At 44.3% G+C, this 20,725-nt stretch carries 19 protein-coding genes; 16 read left to right on the forward strand and 3 right to left on the reverse strand.

Annotated features, from left to right (window positions below; translation table 11 throughout):
* Window position 1: 1 nt before the first annotated feature.
* Together ACOQOE_RS00570 and ACOQOE_RS00575 are read left to right on the forward strand one after the other, a co-directional pair.
* Window positions 2-292, forward strand: a complete 291-nt coding sequence (locus ACOQOE_RS00570; RefSeq protein WP_321277106.1) for a helix-turn-helix transcriptional regulator — start codon at window positions 2-4, stop codon at window positions 290-292.
* Window positions 282-1,631, forward strand: a complete 1,350-nt coding sequence (locus ACOQOE_RS00575) for a type II toxin-antitoxin system HipA family toxin (protein WP_420554651.1) — start codon at window positions 282-284, stop codon at window positions 1,629-1,631. The genes ACOQOE_RS00570 and ACOQOE_RS00575 overlap by 11 nt, the downstream gene beginning before the upstream one ends.
* A 47-nt stretch (window positions 1,632-1,678) precedes the next feature.
* Here the strand turns inward: ACOQOE_RS00575 and ACOQOE_RS00580 are convergent, their stop codons facing one another.
* Window positions 1,679-2,851 (reverse strand): MerR family transcriptional regulator, encoded by a 1,173-nt coding sequence (locus tag ACOQOE_RS00580; protein ID WP_420554652.1) that lies wholly within the window; start codon window positions 2,849-2,851, stop codon window positions 1,679-1,681.
* A gap of 446 nt (window positions 2,852-3,297) precedes the next feature.
* Between ACOQOE_RS00580 and ACOQOE_RS00585 the strand changes: the two genes are divergently transcribed.
* Both ACOQOE_RS00585 and ACOQOE_RS00590 read left to right on the forward strand, forming a co-directional pair.
* Entirely contained in the window at window positions 3,298-3,603 is a 306-nt protein-coding gene (locus ACOQOE_RS00585) for a helix-turn-helix domain-containing protein (RefSeq protein WP_004249763.1), read from the forward strand.
* Window positions 3,600-4,865 (forward strand): type II toxin-antitoxin system HipA family toxin, encoded by a 1,266-nt coding sequence (locus tag ACOQOE_RS00590; protein ID WP_420554653.1) that lies wholly within the window; start codon window positions 3,600-3,602, stop codon window positions 4,863-4,865. The genes ACOQOE_RS00585 and ACOQOE_RS00590 overlap by 4 nt, the downstream gene beginning before the upstream one ends.
* 955 nt (window positions 4,866-5,820) lie before the next feature.
* On the opposite strand, the gene fic is transcribed toward ACOQOE_RS00590, so the two are convergent.
* Window positions 5,821-6,924 carry a protein adenylyltransferase Fic gene (fic, locus tag ACOQOE_RS00595; protein WP_273608437.1) on the reverse strand — a complete coding sequence of 368 codons (1,104 nt, stop codon included), beginning with the start codon at window positions 6,922-6,924 and terminating at the stop codon, window positions 5,821-5,823.
* Window positions 6,925-7,828: 904 nt separating this feature from the next.
* On the opposite strand from fic, the gene ACOQOE_RS00600 reads away from it, so the two are divergent.
* The 8 genes from ACOQOE_RS00600 to ACOQOE_RS00635 all read left to right on the forward strand — a co-directional run bounded on the left by ACOQOE_RS00600 (window position 7,829) and on the right by ACOQOE_RS00635 (window position 15,706).
* A complete protein-coding gene (locus ACOQOE_RS00600; protein ID WP_420554654.1) occupies window positions 7,829-8,128 on the forward strand; it encodes a hypothetical protein in 300 nt (99 codons plus the stop codon).
* A 32-nt stretch (window positions 8,129-8,160) separates the two neighbouring features.
* Window positions 8,161-8,490 (forward strand): helix-turn-helix domain-containing protein, encoded by a 330-nt coding sequence (locus ACOQOE_RS00605; RefSeq protein WP_420554655.1) that lies wholly within the window; start codon window positions 8,161-8,163, stop codon window positions 8,488-8,490.
* Window positions 8,491-8,492: 2 nt separating this feature from the next.
* Window positions 8,493-9,623, forward strand: coding sequence for a DNA cytosine methyltransferase (locus ACOQOE_RS00610; RefSeq protein WP_420554656.1), 1,131 nt, complete (start codon window positions 8,493-8,495; stop codon window positions 9,621-9,623).
* A complete protein-coding gene (locus ACOQOE_RS00615; RefSeq protein WP_420554657.1) occupies window positions 9,613-11,553 on the forward strand; it encodes an McrB family protein in 1,941 nt (646 codons plus the stop codon). The genes ACOQOE_RS00610 and ACOQOE_RS00615 overlap by 11 nt, the downstream gene beginning before the upstream one ends.
* Before the next feature lie 85 nt (window positions 11,554-11,638).
* Entirely contained in the window at window positions 11,639-14,245 is a 2,607-nt protein-coding gene (locus ACOQOE_RS00620; protein WP_420554658.1) for a DUF2357 domain-containing protein, read from the forward strand.
* A 38-nt stretch (window positions 14,246-14,283) separates the two neighbouring features.
* Window positions 14,284-14,715: a hypothetical protein gene (locus ACOQOE_RS00625; RefSeq protein WP_420554659.1), complete on the forward strand. Its 432-nt coding sequence runs from the start codon at window positions 14,284-14,286 to the stop codon at window positions 14,713-14,715.
* 9 nt (window positions 14,716-14,724) lie between these two features.
* The gene (locus ACOQOE_RS00630; protein WP_420554660.1) at window positions 14,725-15,252 is read left to right on the forward strand and encodes a type II toxin-antitoxin system MqsA family antitoxin; all 528 of its coding nucleotides are present in this window, start codon (window positions 14,725-14,727) and stop codon (window positions 15,250-15,252) included.
* A complete protein-coding gene (locus ACOQOE_RS00635) occupies window positions 15,245-15,706 on the forward strand; it encodes a preprotein translocase subunit SecB (RefSeq protein WP_222774405.1) in 462 nt (153 codons plus the stop codon). Before ACOQOE_RS00630 ends, ACOQOE_RS00635 begins: the two co-directional genes overlap by 8 nt.
* A 271-nt stretch (window positions 15,707-15,977) precedes the next feature.
* On the opposite strand, the gene ACOQOE_RS00640 is transcribed toward ACOQOE_RS00635, so the two are convergent.
* Window positions 15,978-16,670, reverse strand: coding sequence for a hypothetical protein (locus ACOQOE_RS00640; protein WP_420554661.1), 693 nt, complete (start codon window positions 16,668-16,670; stop codon window positions 15,978-15,980).
* Between the two features lie 555 nt (window positions 16,671-17,225).
* On the opposite strand from ACOQOE_RS00640, the gene ACOQOE_RS00645 reads away from it, so the two are divergent.
* The 4 genes from ACOQOE_RS00645 to ACOQOE_RS00660 all read left to right on the forward strand — a co-directional run bounded on the left by ACOQOE_RS00645 (window position 17,226) and on the right by ACOQOE_RS00660 (window position 20,553).
* Entirely contained in the window at window positions 17,226-18,278 is a 1,053-nt protein-coding gene (locus tag ACOQOE_RS00645) for a helix-turn-helix domain-containing protein (RefSeq protein ID WP_224638917.1), read from the forward strand.
* Window positions 18,279-18,758 (forward strand): DUF3368 domain-containing protein, encoded by a 480-nt coding sequence (locus tag ACOQOE_RS00650; protein ID WP_224638918.1) that lies wholly within the window; start codon window positions 18,279-18,281, stop codon window positions 18,756-18,758.
* A 261-nt stretch (window positions 18,759-19,019) separates the two neighbouring features.
* The gene (locus ACOQOE_RS00655) at window positions 19,020-19,331 is read left to right on the forward strand and encodes a helix-turn-helix domain-containing protein (RefSeq protein ID WP_250661661.1); all 312 of its coding nucleotides are present in this window, start codon (window positions 19,020-19,022) and stop codon (window positions 19,329-19,331) included.
* Complete coding sequence (locus ACOQOE_RS00660) at window positions 19,324-20,553, forward strand: type II toxin-antitoxin system HipA family toxin (RefSeq protein ID WP_420554662.1); 1,230 nt, start codon at window positions 19,324-19,326, stop codon at window positions 20,551-20,553. The genes ACOQOE_RS00655 and ACOQOE_RS00660 overlap by 8 nt, the downstream gene beginning before the upstream one ends.
* Window positions 20,554-20,725: the final 172 nt, after the last annotated feature.

The raw sequence follows: 20,725 nt of genomic DNA on the forward strand, positions 1-20,725 counted from the left end.
GATGAATTTTACCTTACTTGATGATACCGATGTAAGCCAGGCCTATGCGGCTTATTTACGTGAGTTACGTCAACGAGCAAAGCTATCACGAGCTGCGTTGGCTGAGCGAAGCTGTGTACCTGCGGCCACCATTAAGAAATTTGAGCTAACTGGGCAAATTTCATTTCGCCAATTATTGTTGCTTTGGCAGACCCTCGACTCATTGGATAGGCTTTATCAGCTCACACAACCTAACAAAGAGCGCGCCACTATGCCCTCTAGTATTGATGAGGTGCTAAAAGATGAGTTTTAAACCCATTCAGAAACTCACTGTAACTCGTACGTTAAGCTCAGGTGAACAGGTTACTGTAGGGGTCTTGGCGCAGAATCCGCAAGGCGTTTTTTTTCAGTATGCAGACAGCTATTTGATGCAGTTTGGCAATTTATCACCTTTTACCTTGCAAGCGAACGCGCAAGTTCAAGCCGCACCTAAAGCGCCGCATCAAGGAGTACATGGCGTATTTGGAGATTGTTTACCCGATGGTTGGGGTATGTTGTTGCAAGATCGTATTTTCCGGCAAAAGGGCATCCTGCCTAATCAATTAACGGCGATGGACCGGCTAGCCTTTGTTGGTGATAAAGGCATGGGAGCATTGTCTTTTTCTCCGGTGTCTGAGTTTTCAGCCACCACGCACGCGGATATTGATTTAGCGACGTTAGGCTTAGAAGCGCAAACGCTGTTCGATGCTTCAATGTCAGATTATATGGACGACAACCACGATGAGTTAGATGGGTATACTCAACAGGTATTGGCAGCATTAGTCGCCGGAGGTAGTTCGGGGGGGGCAAGGCCCAAGGCGCAGATTTATATGCCTGCTGGGGAAGTTCAGCATTGTCGAACCTTTGCACAGGCAGGTGATGAAGCTTGGCTGATTAAGTTTACCTCTAAAAATCTCGCGCTCGGCCATGAAGAAGGTTTGTGCGAGGCGGTCTATTTACAAATGGCTGAGCAAGCTAAGTGCCAACCACCGCTATGGCAACTCATTGAAGCACCAACTACAAGCGGTGCGTCTGCCTGGTTGGCGCTTAAGCGTTTTGATTATGTCGCTAATACCGACTTAGTCAGTAATCACAGTTCGGGCCGCTGGCATATGCACAGCGCTTGCGGACTGTTGGATGCAGACTTTCGAACGCCAAGTTTAGATTACATTGACTTGATTAAAGCCAGCCGTCAGCTGTGTAAATCCCCAGCGGCTGGACAGCTGCAATTTCGCCGTGCCGTTTTTAACCTGCTGTCGTCTAATCAAGACGACCACAGTAAAAACTGGGCGTTTTTGCAAGCGGATGACGGTCAATGGGATCCTGCGCCTTTTTACGATGTTACTTACAGCCCACATCCATTCAACGAACATGCCACTGCGTTCGGAGGTTATGGCAAAGCGCCACCGCTTAAGGTGATGCAAAAACTAGCGACCAGTGCTGGCTATGGGAGTTGGCATGATGCAAGGAAAGTCATTGAAGAAGTTGCAGAAGCCATCAGCCAATTTACTCACCTTGCACGGCAGCAAGGGATCAGTAAAACAACAGTGTCTGCGATTGCTAAGAGATTGGATCAGCGCAAACAAGAAAATGCAGCGCTTTATTATCGCTAAGGCTCATCCTAATGCTCAGTTAAACGGTGTTTGTGGCAGGGGCGCTTTTACGCCCCTTTGCGTAGCACAAACATGTGGTACCCAAACTCGCCAAGGTAGCGTTCATAAATCGCAATTTCTCGCTCGATATCTGCGATGGCGTTTGAATTAGGCATGCTTGCTTTTACTTCCGCAACCCGCGCTTTGAGTGGTTGGTAGTAATCGTGCCATGCTTGTTCCCTTAAGGTGAAATGATCAATCACATCAAAGCCTGCTTGGCGCATTTGGCTTAAGCGTTTTTCGATGGTTTGCATATCTGGGTATTCACCTTCCCAGAATGCGACTGCCTCTTGGCTTGGGTTATCGGTTAACCATACTAGGTCACTGACTACCATGAAGCCGCTACCAGTCAGCAATTTACGCCACTGGGTTAACGCTTGCTCAACACCCATTATATAAGCTGAGCCTTCTGACCAGATGCAATCAAAGCTTTCAGGTGCAAAGGACAGATCCGTCATGCCGGCGCAGCTTAAGGTAACGCGGGTATCCAACCCCTGCTCAGTGAGGCGTTCACCGAGTTCATCCAGCGCACTTTGCTCGTTATCCAGCGCCACAATCTCGGCTTGGGTGTGCTTTGCCAATAACCGGGTTGAAAAGCCTTTGCCGCAGCCAATATCAATGATCTTGGTGGATATTGTTGGCAGCGTTGATAAGGCTTTTAGCGTATCTGCATCAGAACTTGGTCCCCAGCGCTCTAAACGTTGGAATACCGTCATAAAATCGGCCATGTATTGCTCGTGTTTGTTCATATCTTTTGATAACCATTTCAAATGCAGGGCTTGTTGTTCATTAAAGCCTTGCTGCTTTAACCAGTCCAGATGGGCGTCTGGCGCTAACTTATCGGTCTGTTGGTGCCAAAGACGCAGCGAACCTCCACCAAGCAAGGCGGCAAGTAACTCGCGAGCTTGTTGCTTTTGAACGATGTCTTCGTCCAGCTGCTGCAAGCGCTTTTCAAGTACAGAGCGCTGCACCTTGCTGCCCAAAAAGGATTTACATTCCTTAAGTGTCAAACCGCCTGCTTGCAGTTGTTGTAACAAGTGCAACTGCTGAGCATCTTTATCTGAATACAGACGATAGCCGTTGGTTTGGCGAATACCCTGCAACAAACCTAGCTTTTCGTAGTAGAGCAAGGTTGACCGTGACAGCCCGACTTTTTCAGCTAACTCAGAAATGCTATACACAAATAAAACGTCCTTTCCGTTAATTTTTTACGATGTGGTGGCTGTCTCAAACAGACCAGAACACGAATGACGATAAACTATGAAGTTATAGACAGGTCAAATGTTGTTAGCAAAAAATATCGTTCAGTTTTGATTGGTTAAAAGCTTGAAGCAGCATTCAGATCCACAAATTGTTACCTATGAAGTCACTTTGTGTAGACCTCTAACCGCTGCATTTTCCCGTTCAGTAAAATACACAGATGATTACTTACCTTGCATCCCACACTTTTACGCGCAGAAAAGTGTGTAATTTTACATTTTTATGCGCATAAAAGTTTAATTTGATGGCCTTTGGCATTCAGGGATTCACATTTTCGCCTTGGCCAACGCGCAAACCAAACCTAAAAACAGGATATAAATCCAATTATATTGAGTAAAATGGGAATATAGTCCCTTTGGTTGGTGTTATGGCTAAACGTGATTTGCACAATGTACTGTTTCCAAAGCAGCGCAAAATTCTGACTCATTTTGGTGAAGACTTGCTGTTGGCTATGAAACGACGTGGTTTTACAAAAAAGCTGCTGTGTGAACGTACTGGCTTTGATCATAAAACCGTGAACAAAGTCTTCGCAGGTGATCCGGGCGTTGCCATAGGCACTTACTTAAAAGTGATGGCCGTTCTTGGCATGGAAAGCAACTTTGCAGAAATGGCCGCTCATGATGAAGTGGGTATCAAGCTGCAAAACATAAAATTGCTGGAAGGTTCAAGATGAGCCGTGAAATCGTCGAAGTCTATGCCGACTGGCAGCCAATTGAGCCCCCTTTGCTAATAGGACAGCTGACTTACAGCGATTCAAGCCGAGGTGGCGTGTTTAGTTTTGCCTACGATAAAGCATTTTTAACTTCAGCCTATCGTTTGCAAATTGATCCCATCCTGACCCTCCACTCCGGTGAACTCTACAACGATGAAGCCAATAAAAACTTTCGTGCATTTCTTGATTCATCGCCTGATAGATGGGGGCGTATTTTAATGCAGCGGCGTGCGGCCATTGAAGCGCGCAAAGGTATTCGAGCAACAAGTCGATTAAACGAGCTAGATTACCTGCTGGGCGTACACGACTCTTACCGGATGGGTGGTATTCGATTTAAGCGAACAGGCTCGGCTGCGTTCTTAGATGACAACGCTGAGTTTGCTGCGCCGCCAATGGCTTCTTTGCGAGAGCTAGAGTACGCAGCAATCCAGATTGAAAAAGACGATAACATCGACAGTGACGAGTATTACTGCTGGTTGAAAATGCTGATTTCCCTAGGCTCATCATTAGGTGGTGCAAGGCCCAAGGCTTGTGTCACAGATGAACAAGGCCACTTGTGGATTGCCAAGTTTCCCAATTTAAACGATACCCATGACGTGGGGGCGTGGGAGATGGTCTGTTATGAATTGGCGTTAGCAGCAGGTGTTGACATGTTTCCAAGTGAGATTAGGCAGTTTTCCTCTGGGTATCATACATTTTTAACAAAACGGTTTGACCGCGACGGTGAAAAGCGGCTGCATTTTTCATCGGCCATGACACAGCTTCGCTATTTTGAAAACGAAAAGTATGATGGTGAACAATCTCAAGGTGCCAGCTACTTAGAGATTGCTGAATTTATTTCCAATTCTGGTGCACAAACCAAAGCTGATTTAGCACAGTTATGGCGACGTATCGTGTTTAATATTGCGGTGTCCAACACGGATGACCACCTGCGTAACCATGGGTTTTTATTAACAAAGAATGGCTGGAAGTTATCACCCGCTTATGATTTAAACCCGATAGTGGGTAAGCATGGCCTGCATCTGAATATTACCGATGCAGACAACGCTTTAGACTACCAATTAGCGTTTGACGTAAAAGACTTCTTCCGACTTTCGCAAACCCAAGCCATGCAAATTTACGATGAAGTATTAATGGCGGTTAAGCAGTGGCAAACTGTTGCTAAGCAGCTAGGGATCAGCCGAGCAGAGCAAGCCATGAAAGAATCGGCGTTTAACGTTTAATGAGTAAGTGAAACACTATTTCATTTTTGGTTGGATAATGAAGTTATAGTTTCACGTTCATTCTTTACCTCACACTCCATGTGTTGTAACACGCCACTTACCTCTTGGGCTTTTGGGGCAGTTTGGGCAAAGCCTTAATTCACGCCATTTAGCCACACACCAACCCTGCCCGCACGGTATTTATTTTTTTGGGCATTATGTCAATTCTGGGGCAGGTTGTTAGCAATACCCTCAGAAAGCTGCACGATCTGGGCATTTATCTACTCTTCACCACCATGACGGCTCAAAAACAAAACCTGTATTGGGCCAATATGAACTTACATCAAGCCCATATCAACCTATATCAGGCCAATATTAACCTACATTAGATTTATATAAATAAAGATAATCAAATACATGGGGTCAGAATAAAATTACTTAAGTAAAGTAAAGGATAAGCGCTTTGAAGCTCGCTCTTCGGTTATCTATTTCCGCAACTTATCCCCTTAAAAGCTATCCAACGCATTGTAACTCACACCTCTCAATAAAAGAGTTTACTGCGATCATTGATAAAAACAGATCGAGTACAAGTGCACATGACATAAGGCTCATACAAACCTAATTCAGGTTTATATCTATAAATTAAAAACACAAAAAAGCCCCGAAAAACGGGGCCTTAGCTGTTCATGCTTGTTCACTTAATATCACTTAAACATCATTCTATATTTTAGATCTGCTCATTGAGCAGCGGCCTAGACCTTAATAAACTCAATGAGTTATCGAAAAGAAACCGTTCAAAAATGCCCGTTTGCCCACCAAACTGCCCACCACTTGCCTATGGCTTTTACTAAATCTTAGTGGTTAGCAATGGAAAAACAGTGCCGTTTTTACGCTGCTGTTAGGGTTTAAAAATAGCAGTTTTGAAAGGCTTTATCGAGCACGATTTCTATCAGTATAGCTTTACCATTTTTTACGCTCAAAATGAGTTGATGCTATTGCTATCTTTTGTCATTAACGTCATCAATCGCGGGTGTACAAATAATTTTTCCTTACCGGAATTTATTTCTTGCAGCACACCAATATCCGCTAACTGCTTTAAATACGTTGAAGCAGTTTGGCGTTTTGCAATGTCACGTTCAACTAGATTATTGATACGGCAGTAGGGTTGTTCAAAAATAAGCTGAACTAGCTCATAGCTATATATTTTAGGTAGCTGTGCTTTTATGTAATCGGTTGTACTTTCCATAAGTGCCCTAATCGCTGTGATCTTATCACTAGTCCATATTGCAGTTTGCTCGACACCTTTTAGCATAAATAACAGCCAATCTTCCCAATTCTGATCTTTGGTCACTTGGTTCAATAGGCGATAATAGTCTTGTTTGTTATGAACGATGAAACGGCTTAAGTACAAAATAGGTAGCGTTAAAAGGCCGCATTCAATAAGGTACAAAACGTTCAAAATACGTCCTGTTCGACCATTCCCATCATAAAATGGATGTATCGCTTCAAATTGATAATGGCTAACAGCCATCTTTATTAATGGATCTATATCATCGTCATCATGAAGAAATCGCTCCCAGTTAGTTAACAAGTCGCGGATAACGTTCTCTCCCGCAGGCGGGGTATAGATAATTTCTCCAGTCGTCTGGTTGCCTATAAAAGTCCCCGGTACTTTACGAATATCCATTTCGGAGTGCTTTAACGTGCTGCATACTTCAATGGCAGTCGCTGTGCAAAGCGGCTTTCTTTCAAGTTGTATATAACCTTGATATAACGCTGTTCTGTAACGTAAAGCTTCCTTTGTTGCATGATCAGCGCCTTTATCTTCTAGCGCATACTGAAAAAGCTTATCGGTAGTGGTGACAATATTTTCAATTTCTGAACTGTCTTTTGCTTCCAGCAAAGGCAATAAGTTAATTAGCATGCTTTGGTTAGGTATGAGTTCGCCTGCCTTTTTTAACTCTGCTACAGCGGCGCGTGCAGAAATACAGGCTTTCAGAACGGCCTTCGTTTCTATGGAATTTAGACTTGGCGGTAATGTGGGTAATTGGTTGTAAGGCTGCTCTGCTTGCCAGGTCATGTTTAAATTTCCCGTTTATATCGACATAAATGAACTATTGGGCCAGTTTATGTCGATTAGATCGACATATCAATTTTATATGTCGATTTCTTGCTGTTTTTTCGACATGACTTTCTTGTGTGTCGATACACTCGACATATCAACACTCAATCCATACGACTCACCAAAACCGAGTTTTGAGAAGGAAGCTTCAAAGTCGTAAGGCATCCCTTGGGCTTTTGGGGCAGTATGGGCAACGCCTTAATTCACGCAGCTTAGCCGCACACTAACCCTGCCCACAGGGTATTTATGACTTGGGGTATTATGTAAATACTGGGGCAAGTAGCTACTTGTACCCTCAGAAAGCTACACGATCTAGGCATTTATCTGCCTACTGTGTCCGTTTAACTCTTTAATAATAGCGGGGCAAACTCCTAAGAGAACTTAACAGATCAGTGAGGCTTATTTTGGAAAAGATAGAAACGATGAACCCAACTACACAATCACCCACAAACTCAGGACACCTAGCGCGTCAGCAGCGGATTTTGCGCTTGCCAGAGGTCAAGGCAAAAACAGGCTTTGGCTGCAGGCTACTTAATCCCCGATGGCAACCGACCACAGCGCAAAGTCAGCCTGCCCGACAACACACGCCCACGCATGTACTGTGTTAAAGGCAGCATTTTGGATGACTAAAGAGGCGATGAATCCTGTGTGGGCTTGTCGCCTTGAAGTGAACCGCCAGTCAACCTAGGGGCAGGGCGAGGATTAAAGTCCAATGCGGACAATACTGCTAGTGTACTGGCTGTGTACTTGCTGTGATTGGTGATCGCCATTGCGCTGATTGATGGAAAATAATCTTGTGATCTAATCAGTAGATGATAAGATGTCGGGCATGTATAAATGCACAGTTATCTAGGGCCGTGTAATGGAAGAGCTTAAATTTGGGTTTGATTCTCACGATATACCAGTAACGCTGGTTAACAATACATCGCCAAACGATGCTTGCGCGTCATTCTACTTTCGTCAGGATAGCGAGTACTATCTGCTTTGGGTTGAGCACCAAAATGTTGAGTATCGAGAGAGTGATGACTTACCAAGATATGCCATAAGCTGTGCCATCAATGAAGGGGATGATGAAAATCCCGAAATTTATAGCGATACATCCAAAAACGATATTTTTAGATCCGATGACGTTAAAGACTTGATCGCTTATTTCCATTCTTAGGTTTCATCTTCAATTTTTGTCAGTAGAGAAATATGAAAAACCTCAAACAATCGCGCTGCGTGATTGGCATTAAAGGGCAAACGCCCGACCCCGATTTCCCCGTTGATATCTGGTTCGATTCGCTGAAATCGGTGGCCAATGTGCTGTCGAAAGAAAACCAGCAGTTGTTAAAAGTAATCGCCGAGCAACAGCCACAATCATTGACAGAAATCGCGACTATTTCAGGAAGAGCTTTAAGCAATATAAGTCGTACGCTAAAAACTATGGAAAAGCATAGTATTGTAGAAATGATCCCTAATGGGAACTCAGTTCAAGTTAAAGTATTAGCCGATAATTGGCTTGTAGTATTAGGTAAACTCTAAATATGAAGAAAAAAGCCATGAAACCCATAAAAGTTGTATCTCTATTTACTGGTGGAGGTGGACTCGATCTGGGTTTAGAAGCTGCAGGCTTTCACACCATTTTTGCAACAGATATAGATGAGCATAGCTGTATCACTTTAAAGAGCAATAAAGAAAGATGTGCAAGTTTAAATAAAAATATCTTAGAAGATGCAATTATTATGCAGAAAGATATTAAGGAGCTTAGTTCTAATTTTATTTTAGAACAGTTAGGTCTCGTAGTTGGCGAACTTGACCTTCTGGCCGGTGGACCGCCCTGCCAAGCTTTTAGTGTGTTTGGAAAGCGTAAAGGAAAGGAAGATCCAAGGGGCTTATTAGCTTATGAATATCTACGTTTACTTTCTGAAATAGAGCCAAAAGCTTTTTTCTTTGAGAATGTTTATGGTCTGCTAACTATTGATGGTGGCAGTGTTTTTGAAGAGCTTTGTGAAAAATTAAGTAAACCAAAAAATGGTTTAAATTACACACTTTCGATTTTTAGATTGAACGCGGCTGATTATGGTGTGCCGCAATTTAGAGATCGTGTGTTTATTATAGGTAGTAGAGAAGGTAAATCAATTAAAGAAATCTCTCCAATATGTGGAGGGTCAAAATCGGAAAACAAAGAGTCTTTAATGCCATATCGTACCGTTGCTGATGGGTTAAGGAATATTCCTCCTATGGGAGAAGTTCTAGCTAACCATGTAGGCAGAAAGCATAGTGATAGAATTATTGAACGTTATGCGTCACTTAAATTTGGGGAGCGAGACCCGAAAACTAGAATTAATAAGCTTGATCCAAATAGACCTAGCTTTACCATTATCGTCGGGTCTGATAAGGGTGGTGGTAAAGGGCACGTTCATCCTTATGAGCCTAGGGAAGTTACTCCGAGAGAATCTGCTAGGATGCAGACTTTCCCAGATTGGTGGGAGTTCTCAGGTACATCTCGCCACCCGATAAGACAGGTTGGTAATGCAGTACCTCCTCTGCTGTCTGCGATGATTGGAAGAGAAATCGCCAGTTCAATTTTCGGTGAGCCTAAAGAAAAGCTTGCAAACATAATTGAAAAATTGTCCTTGGAATATTTATTTAAGGAAAATATAAATGAGATATGAGCATTGGACAAAGATAGATGATGGTGCAGAGGGGGCGTGGGCAGCTGATATATGGCTTAGTGCTTTAAGGATAATAAGTCGACATGAAGGCGAATCAATTTATGACGCTGATTCGCCAATATATGTTGAATTAGAAAGGGAGATCCCAGAACTAACTTGGCGATCATTTGAAGGTGATTCGTTCAGGCCATACTTTAGAGATTTTTCTAAACCATGGACAATACCAAACGTTGCTAGTTTCGAATCGACTTTTAAGGTTACTGAAATAGGGCAAGAGTTATTAAAAGGGAGTGTTTCAGAGTTAGAGTTTTGGATAAAGTTCTTATCAAGATACCAAGAAGGAACTGATTTTCCATTTGTAGAGCTAAGCTGTGCTTTTCTTAAGACGGATAAGTCACTAACTCTTGATGAAGTATATTGGGGTGTTGTTAGAAGTTTCCGCTCAGAAAACAATGATCAACTTGTATTTAGTGACTTACCAAATGAGGTGATTCCATCAACTGCTAAAAGACGATTGACCTTAATGTTGCAACTTATGGAGCGTACAGGTGCAATTTTAAAGATAGGCAACGGCTCGAAGCAACGATGGAAGCAGTGGGATCGTAAGACTTTAAAAAAATTGTTTAAGAAAGCTATCAATAGTGGAATTGATCGTGGCCAATACAGTGCTGTTAATAAGCCTTTCCTCCTTCTCGCAGGTATCTCAGGAACAGGTAAAACCCGCTTTGTGCGTGAGCAAGCAAAAACATCAAAGCAGTTTGCTGAAACCTATTGTTTAACCTCAGTGCGCCCTGACTGGCATGAGCCGAGTGATTTACTTGGGTATATTTCTCGTCTAGCAAAAGACGGCGAAGCCGAATATATCACTACCGATGTATTGCAATTTATCGCCAAAGCGTGGCGTGCCATTGCTGATAGTGGCTTAGCCATCGAAGTTCAAGAAAGCGAAGAGCAAGGCGAGCGCCTAGTGGTATCAGGTGAGCGTAATGTACTTGAACAGGTATTACCTTACTGGTTGTGTTTGGATGAAATGAACCTTGCCCCTGTTGAGCAGTATTTTGCCGATTACTTGTCTGTATTGGAAACCCGCGAATGGTGTTGGACAGGTGATAGCTTTACATACAGCTGTGATGCGCTATTAAAACCCGCCACCATTAATGAAGTTGCTGATATAGAAAAACTACGCAAAGCGCTAGGCTTTGATGGTGCGCAATACGATGCACTGTGGGCAGATATTTGCCAATATGGTTTAGGTATTCCGTTTAATCTGCTTGTTGCAGGCACAGTGAATATGGATGAAACCACCCATGGCTTTTCACGCAAGGTAATTGACCGAGCGCTGAGCTTTGATTTTGGTGCGTTTTTCCCTAACGATTATAACGACTTTTTCACCCCAACCAGCTGCAATAAACGCCTTAGCTATCCTATTTGGTCAAATGCCAGCAAAGCGGATTTAGCTGATACGTTTGATGTTGATGGTACCAAAACCGTTGCGTTTTTATCGGCCGTTAATGCCGTGCTAAAAAATACACCGTTTGAATTAGCGTTCCGTGCGCTCAATGAACTGCTGCTTGCGGTTGCTAGCAGCCAACCACAAGATGACCTGACCCTAAAAGCCGTATGGGACGACTTTATGATGTGTAAGGTTCTGCCGCGTATCGAAGGCGATACCGACAAGCTGACGACATCTGATGGTAAGGCTTTGTTGGTTGAACTGAATACTGTGCTGGCTGCTCAGTTAGCCCCCATTTGGTTAGCGTCTGACACAGACGAAGCCAATCAACGCCCTGACTTGTATCGTGAGAAAATAGTGGCCGACGGTGCTACTGAAGAGGAAAAAGTACTTCGCATACCTTGCCGTTCAAAAGCTAAGTTGCAGTGGATGAGCGGGCGATTAGCCAGTGCCACCTTTACCAGTTTCTGGCCTTAATGAGTCGGTGCTGTTTGATGCTTTTTGCAATGAATGCAACCTATAAGCAGAACCCGTACAGTGATGGTGTAAGGAGTGGTAGGGAATGCCAGAGTTAATACGATTACAAACCCCCGACTTTGAGTTTTCGGTCTGGGCGAATGATATTAGCCAGCGGTTGCGTGTGTACCAGAATACAGTGGCGCACAGGGCGAGCGCTAATGATGTACAACCTAGCTATGAATTGCGCTTTGCGCCAGCAGCGCAGCTGAGCAATGCTATTGAACCGCAAGGGCTAGTTGCAGATGGCTTAGTACAAAGTGGGTTAGATGAAAGTGACTTAGCCGAAAATGACCTTGTTGCCAATGACTTAGCGAAACACGCTGAGCTGACATTAAATTCCCCGCTGTTTTTTGAGAATACTCAGTACCAGTTTGAGTGGGTATTTTTTAGTGAAGTTACTAATGCGCGGCTAACTCACCGAAGCCAAAACGTGAATGAGGCATTTCGTTTTGCTCCCGAAGTAAAAACCGCAAGGGGCGTAGTGCCCGCACGTTTAACCGGCACCATTAATACTGGCAATGATGTGGGCTGGTTACGCTTGCCACTTACCTTTGAGCACAATGGCAAAACACAGACTCAGCACATAGCCTTTGAAGTGTTGCCAACCAAAATGGCACTGCACCAAGACTTGCCCGCCATGTATCAAGCCATTGATAAGGTTTACCCCCTTTGGCGCTTTAGTTTGGTAGAAAAAACCGAACAAGACGCAGCAATTAGCCAACAACGCGGGCATTTTCCACTCATGTGGTTGGCTAATTTTGCCGCGTTACGGGAGCGTTTTGAGCAAGGCTTAAAAGTGATTTGTGCCGCACCCCATAGCCGTTTGCAACCGACGGTAGCTAATATTAAAGCGGCCAAATTAAAAGGCCGCCTGCCACATAAGTTAGCCGAGAAAGTTAAGCAAGACTTTGTGAATGGCCAGTACGATAAGCGCTATGCAGTCGAAAAAAAGCAACTGAGTGTCGATACCCCAGAAAACCGTTTTATCAAAATGGCGGTGAGTAAAAGTAAGCGGCAATTAGCGGAGTTTGAACAAAAGCTTAGGCAGAGTAACCAAGCACCAGAACGGCAACGGTTGTCAGATTCATTTTTAAATGAGCTGCATAGTTGGCAACAACCGCTGCAAAAAGTGTTAGGTCAGAGTTTTTTAAAAGAGGTTGGTGCATACACAGGGTTAAGCCGTGAGTCGTTAGTGCTACAGCAAAAAACCGGTTACAGCGCGGTGTATCGCATTTGGCAGGAGCTGAAATTTTATTTAGATGTGTTTGGCAATCAGTCGAGCATTTCAATGAAATCAGTGGCCGAGATTTATGAAGTGTGGTGCTTTTTGTGTTTGAAGCAGATTTTAGAGCAGGATCTCGGCTTTGAATTGGTGGAAAACAGTGCGACTAAGCTCGCCCAAAATGACTTTTTTGAGTACCAACTAAAAGATGGGTTTGCCGGTGCCTTTCGCTTTAAGCGTAGCGATGGTGTGACCGCTAGGCTGGCACACGAGCCGAAATTTACCAAAAAGGGTCAATCAATCCGCTCGTACTTGGTGAACCAAGAGCCGGATATTGTCTTGGAAGTGACACTGCCTAAAAGCGCTCACTTAACAAAAGCAGACTCATCAGCAGAAAAGCAGTTTATTTGGCTATTTGATGCCAAGTACCGTATTAAAACTGAGAAAAATCGCTTTGATGACAGTAATGAAGATATCGAAAGTAAGGATTACGTACCAGACGATGCTATCAACCAAATGCACCGTTATCGGGATGCCTTGATTCGCCTATCAGAGCCCCGTTTGTCAGAGCCGCGCTTGTCTGAGTCACCATCCAGTAAAATCGAAGGACAACCAGCTAAAAAAAGCCGCCCAGTTTTTGGTGCGTTTGCTCTATATCCAGGCTTTTTTGATCAAGCCACAACACCCAACCCCTACGCAGCCGCGATAGAAGAAGTGGGTATTGGCGCGTTTGCCCTCTTACCTAGCCAAGATGAGCCTAGTCAAACTGATCCTACCCAGACTAAGAGCAGATATTCCGGCCATCAGTGGTTGCTAGAGTTCTTGCAAGCTCAAATTGGCACTGCGCCGAATGCACAAACAGGGCAAAACAATGAAGCCATGTATCCCGTGGCTGGCATGGCGGAAAGGCTCTATGTACAAGAAGCCGCACGCATACCGTATTACGGCATGCGTCAAGTACTGTACCCTGATTTAACGATGACAGTGGCATTGGGTGGGCAACGTGGCCGTGATAATGGCTACTTTGAACAATTTGAGCAAGGTACAGCGCAGTGGTATCACCTGCCGCAAAGCACGTTTTTGCAGAAATTTAAGCAGCATATTGCCGAGGAAATTCGCTATTTAGCGTTGGCGTCTACCTCAGACACTCAAAGTTCAACCAAGCAAATTGACAAACTTTGGCCGGTTAAACGAGTCACCGTGTTACCACGCTACGCCATTACTGAAGATCAAGCGGGTAAGAAGTCAGGTTCTGCTGATTTGTATTATTTATTTGAGTTAGGCAAACCACTGTCACTGCAAACGCCAGTGACCAACGTGCCACATCGCCCAATGAAAAACTCGATGAAACTCACCACCTTAACTCGCCTAGAGAGCGTCACTAAGTTTACCGAGGTTGAAAAAGTGTACGAAGCGGCAATGGTGTAAGGCTAAATGTTCAACTTTAACTGGATTAAATTACCATTATGGTAAATAATGCGATAAATGTAAGCGCCTATAAAGGCCTACCTCCTAGCGAAGTTGGGGATGACAGACATTATATCTCTGACGGGCCGTTATATCCGGTAAAAGATGTATTAAACCTATTGGAAGTAGGTGAGAGTGCAACTATTTTATGGACTAGGCAGTGTAAAAGTCATGTTCAGCAGCTGTCGTATGAGATAGCTGATGTGCAAAAGCTTATAAGGCAAGCTATTACTCAAGGTCAGTATGTGAATTCGCAATGGTGTGTACAAAAACCAACTGGACCTTGGGCTGCATGCGATGGTTACCGCTTGTTTCGGGATGAATGGGTGGAGTATGCGTACAAAGAAATGCGCCACGAATACTATGTGAAATTTGCGATAGGCAAGACAGGTAAATTGTTATTATTGGTTTCTTGTCATTTGTCGCGCTGAGGATATGTGATGAATAGTCAAACTTGTCCAATTTGTGAGATGGGCCAATTAACTCTCCATACTGAGAGGGTTACAGTTGAGCATTTAGGTCAACAAGGTCAAATTGAAAGCCAGTATGCAGTGTGTGATTGCTGTGGCAGTGAACAGACTGGTACTGCTGAAGCTCGCTTTAACAAGCGTGCAATGATTGCTTTTAAAAAGCAGGTGCAAGGCTTGTTAACGGGTAATGAACTCCAGGTCTTGCGTAAACGCTGGGGCTTAAAACAGGCTGATGCTGCAAAAGTGTTTGGTGGTGGCCCTGTTGCTTTTTCCAAGTACGAATCAGACGATGTGATGCAATCAGACGCAATGGATAAACTGCTCCGTTTAGCGGCGGAAGTGCCAGCTGCTTTAGATAAGTTGATGATGGATGCGGGTGTTGAGCGTAATATCCAGACAAGCTGGAAAAATGTAGCTGTAGTGGATTTCTCATCGACTGCTCGAAAGACGAGAGTTGTTGCATCGCACGAACTCGAACTAGAGGCGTGTTATGGTTAAAAAAGTATCAAAATCGTTACAACAGGCTATTGATGCTTTAGTGATACAGGATGTATACGTTAAATCGTGCCAAGCTAAGTGTGTTGAAGACTTTGACCCAAAATCCACGGAACTTGAAGCGTTGTTAGTGCAACAAATGCATGTTGTTCTTCGAAGTGAATTGATCGATATTGATGGCGATGGCCATCTGGTACGCATTTATATCCGTTTGGGGACTCGTTGGGTGAATCCTAAGGAAAATGGCGATCCTGATATTAAAGCCTTTGTTGAAGCAGACTTTATTGCAGAATACCAAGTCGCAGCAGAACTAGAGCAGGCAGCGATTGATGAATTTGCACTGAAAAATGCTAGCTACCATGTTTGGCCTTATTGGCGCGAGTTCTTGAGTACTCAATGTGAACGACTGCGTTTGCCAAGAGTTGTTTTACCAACTGTGCAATTTAGCAAACAGTAACTAAAAAGCGACATCAAATAATATCGCGCTATTTGGCGCTTTTGATATTAAAATCGCGTCAACAACACCCCTCCCGCTACCCGTTAGATCAGCGCCCTGTGAGGGGTTACTCGTTTCTGGTGCTTGTGATTTCGAGTAGTTGTAAGAGATAAGCCCCAGTCTTAACGGCGACTGAGGCGCAGCCACGAGCCAAAACGCTAGGTAAAGGCTCAACCAGCTTCAATGAGCTTGTGTGAAATTGTGGTTTTCTTCATAACAAATATCAAGCTATTTAGCCTTGTTGTTGAGTTTCCTTCTCGTCGTTAACAAAGCATTTGTTCGTAATCCACACATCATTCTCCGGCCCACAAATGTGGTGCAGCAGCGCTAAGTTAATCTGGTGGCTGATCACGTTGCCGTTTCGTTTTTGGCTTTCTTTTCGTAAACCGCTCACTAATAACCCTGTGCATGATTTTCCTATTTGCTCCGGCGAACTGGGCAGGCAAAAAGCTCGGTTTTGCTGTTTGGGGTGTAAGGTAGCGCGCTTTCCTGTTTTAGACAAAGGCGTGATGCACCAAAAAATACGGGCGTTGGCCGGTGTGTTTGCTTGCAATATTCTAGTTTGAATCGTGCCATCCCTATTTGTCGGTAACAAATGTGCCGGTAACAAAACCAACCCGCCTTGCGCGTGGCCATCAACCTCAGGTAAAGGTAGCCAATACAGGTTTGGCCATTGCTCGGGGCTTTGCCATTTTTCTACGATCACTTGTGCGCCAATGCTATTTAGCCATTGGTGAATCGGGCAGCCTGGGTGTGCTTGTTTAACGCGTGGTAACTGAAAAGTCAGCCAGCGGGTTAAGCGTTCGGCTGCATTATCGCACTGGCTTAATGCTGGGTAGAGGGTAAACGCGCCATGCCCAACCAGTAAAGCGACCACCTGCTGTATCCATTCTCTATCCCAATCGTTACCACTTGCCCATAACACGTCACTTATCACCTTATTGGTTTTTCATGCCGTCTATTTTCAGTGGTCGGGTGCAGACGCGGTGGTGAATTAGATGAAAGAAATGGCCATCAAACTAACCAGTCAAATCGGTTTTTTATGATGACCTGTGCGCGGCTAACTGTTTGATATACACAGTCCAATACAGCGCTGTTTGACGGCATTTAGCCCATGCAAAAAAATCGAGACGCCAAACGATCGTTTGCATTCTGGGTTAGAAAAAACAAACGGTTTGTACTTTGGATTCGAGGTTGGTTTAGAGTACAAAAAGTGCCAAACCTTGCTTTGAACCAGTACTGGCAAGGCCTGCCGGCTTTGGACTTCAATCGAGACGCCAAACAGTAAATGGGCTAATTTCCCTGTTTGGCGTTTCGATCCAAAAGCCAAACGGATAGTGGTTTTGGCGTATGGGGGTAAAGGCATGGGGAAGTGTGTTTGCGAACACGTGAATGATTGCTCTGTAAAACCAATCGACAAAAACGCCAACTTGGTTTATATTTTTAAAATTATTTTAGTTTTTATAAACCAGAGGTCTGTATGATTGGAGAGCGCATAAAACGAGCCCGTGCAGCCGCTGGCCTGTCGATGCAGGCCTTGGGTGAGCAAGTTGGTATTAGTGCCAACATGGTTAAGAAATACGAGCACGACCAGAGCATGCCTTCGTCGGGAGTTTTACTTAAATTGGCGACGGCTTTGTCGGTTCGTACTGAATACTTCTTTCGCCCAGCACAGGTGACTTTGGGGGAGGTGGAGTATCGTAAAAAAGCCTCAGCTTCAGCTAAGTTGCTAAAGAAGATTGAGTCTGATGTGGTTGACCAAGCTGAGCGCTGGTTATCGCTTAAAAATGTATGGCCAAACTTCCCGATAGCGAGTTTTAACTACCACCCCGAGGTTCCTGTTGTAAGCACTTTAGACGCAGTAGAACAGGTTGCTGCTAAAGTCCGTACTGATTGGCAGTTGGGTATGAATCCATTGCCAGACTTAATCGACTTGCTTGAGTCTAAAGGTATTCTTGTGATTGTCAGTAACGTACCCCAAGCCGATAAATTTGATGGGTTACAAGCCAAAATATCAGGGCAGCCAATTGTTGTAGTGTCTTCTCATTGGCCTGGTTGCCGTCAGCGGTTTACATTGGCGCATGAACTTGGCCACCTTGTTTTACATGGCTTACTAGATGAATCCATTGACGAAGAGATGGCCTGCAACCGCTTTGCTTCTGCGTTTTTACTGCCTGAAGTAGGCCTTTTTCAGCATCTAGGAGAGCGACGTTCGAACGTAGACCCCAAAGAGCTGTATTTCCTGAAACACGAATATGGCTTAAGCATGGCAGCTTGTTTGTATCGTAGTGCCGACCTTGGTGTGATCACTGAAGAGAAAAAACGCCAAATATTTATACAGTTCTCAAAAAACGGTTGGCGTAAGCAGGAGCCAGGGAATCCTTATCCACAAGAACAGACATTATTGTTTGAGCAGTTGGTTTATCGTGCATTGGCAGAGGGAGTTGTTAGTGAATCCAAAGCCGCTGAGCTGTTACAGATGTCAGTAATGGCATTGCATAAGCAGCGTCAAATGTTGACTGAGGCGGTGTAAATGTATTTGTTGATCAGTGATGCCAATATTCTCATTGATCTCGAAGAAGGCCAATTATTAGAAGTCTTTTTCAATTTGCCTTACCAGTTCAAAGTTCCAGATGTGTTATTCCACGAGGAGCTAAGCGATCAACATGGCTATTTACTCGGGTTAGGCTTGTTGCTGGGTGAGTTAAGTGCTGAGTCTATGATGTACTCATTTGAACTGAGGCAAAAGTATGCTGGCCCTAGCATGAACGATTGCTTTGCGCTTGCACTGGCGAAACAAGAACAGTGTCCATTGCTAACTGGGGATATGGCACTTAGAAAAGCAGCGGAAAAAGAAGCGATATTGGTTCAAGGTACGCTATGGGTTGTCGAGCAGCTCGTCACCCATGGTGTATTGTCAGTTGAAGAAGCTCAAGCTGCCTACGATAAAATGGCAAAAGCTGGTCGTCGCTTACCTTGGGCGCTTGCAAAACAGCGTTTAACCCAATTATAAACTTTACATAGTCCCGATTGCCCCATTCTTTGGGGCGGCTCAAATTCCTCTTATTCACCCTCTAAAGCTTGCGGTATCAAGTGTTGCCCCACTGTCCCAACTGCCCACAGTAATTGAGCGCGCATGTTACGATCTATCTATAATTGCATATCAAAAAGTACAAGATGATACATAATAGCTGATCATTCTTGTGTTTGTGGGATTGCGGTGATATGTTTTTGTATATAATTATTCTTAATTGATGCATTAAGGCGTATCGAAATGAGTTATGTAACAGAGCAGATACTAGAAAGTCTTCGAGAAGCTCGGGTACGCAAGGGGTTTAGCCAAAGAGAGTTAAGCGCGCGTTCGGGGGTGCCGCAAAGTCATATTTCGAAAATCGAGTCTGGCGGTGTTGATTTAAGAATATCCAGTTTGATTGCACTTGCCCGTGTACTCGACCTAGAGCTATTGGTTGCGCCTAAAAAGTCAGTTCCTGCCATCAAGTCGATCATTCGAAGCAGCCAAGGGATTAGCGATGAAGGTGAGGCAATGTCGCCCGCATATCAGTTAGAGGAAGACGACGATGACTAATCATGTTTCTACGCTCAACGTGTTGCTCTACGGGGAACCTATCGCAACGATCACCAACGTGGGCAATGACAGAACGCTTTTTGCCTTTATGGATTCGTACATTCATGATGAATCACGGCCCGTGTTAGGGCTGGGCTTTAAAGATTCGCTAGGTGGCTTGCTGACTAACTTTAAACCGACCCAAACCAAGTTAACTCCGTTTTTCTCTAACCTTTTGCCAGAAGAAACCATGCGAAATTACCTGGCAGAGCGTGCCGGAGTGAACCCCGCACGAGAATTTTTTCTATTGTGGGTGTTAGGACAAGATTTAGCAGGTGCGATCACGGTTGAACCTGCTGATGGCGAAGCGCTGCCGCCTAATGTGCAGCAAGACATTGACGATGAAACGAAAATAGATGTTCCAATGCGTTTTTCATTAGCGGGTGTACAGTTGAAGTTTTCAGCCGTACAACAGGCAAACGGTGGTTTGACTATTCCAGCAACCGGTCAAGGTGGCTCTTGGATTGTGAAATTGCCATCGTCTCGCTTTGACGCTGTGCCAGAAAATGAATATTCGATGATGGAATTGGCTCGCATGTTGGGGATGGATGTGCCAGAAACGCAGCTACTCCCGATTAACCAGATTGCTAATATCCCAGATGGTATTGGTAAATTTGGCGATGCTTTTAAAAATGCTCAGGCGTTTGTGATCAAGCGCTTTGATCGTGCAGGTGATCAAGCCGTACATATTGAAGATTTTGCGCAAGTGTTTGGCGTCTATCCTCAAGATAAATACAAAAAAGCCAGTATGCGCAATATTGCCCAGGTTATCGGCATCGAAGGTCAAGACGAAGACATTGCAGAATTTACGCGTCGATTGGTGTTCAATACCCTAATTGGCAATGCGGATATGCATTTGAAGAATTGGTCTGTGATTTACAAAGACAAGCGCGCAGCATCGATTGCACCTGCTTATGACTTTGTCTCGACCATTCCTTATATCCCCGATGATAGTGCATCGCTGAAGGTGAGTCGTAGCAAGAAATTCAGTGATTTCACGCTGGATGAGCTGTCACACTTGGCGGCTAAAGCCATGCTGCCAGAAAAATTGGTGTTAGATACTGCCAAGCAAACCGTGGCAGGCTTTCATGAAATCTGGGCGAAAGAAAAAGCGCATTTACCGCTCACCAAGTCAATGATTGAAGCAATTGAAAAACATTTGCGAAGCATACCGCTACGCTAAAATGAGAACCGACGCGTACAAAGATACAGAGGCGTCGGTCATATTGGTTTAAAGATTATGTTTGGTGGCTTGTTTTGTTAATCCAAGCCCCGATTGCCCCATTCCTTGGGGCAGTTTAATATCCTCTTATTCACCCTCTAAAGCTTGCGGTATCAAGTGTTGCCCCACTGTC

Origin of the sequence: Neptuniibacter marinus, from assembly GCF_965223595.1 — a bacterium.
Lineage (GTDB): Bacteria > Pseudomonadota > Gammaproteobacteria > Pseudomonadales > Balneatricaceae > Neptuniibacter > Neptuniibacter marinus.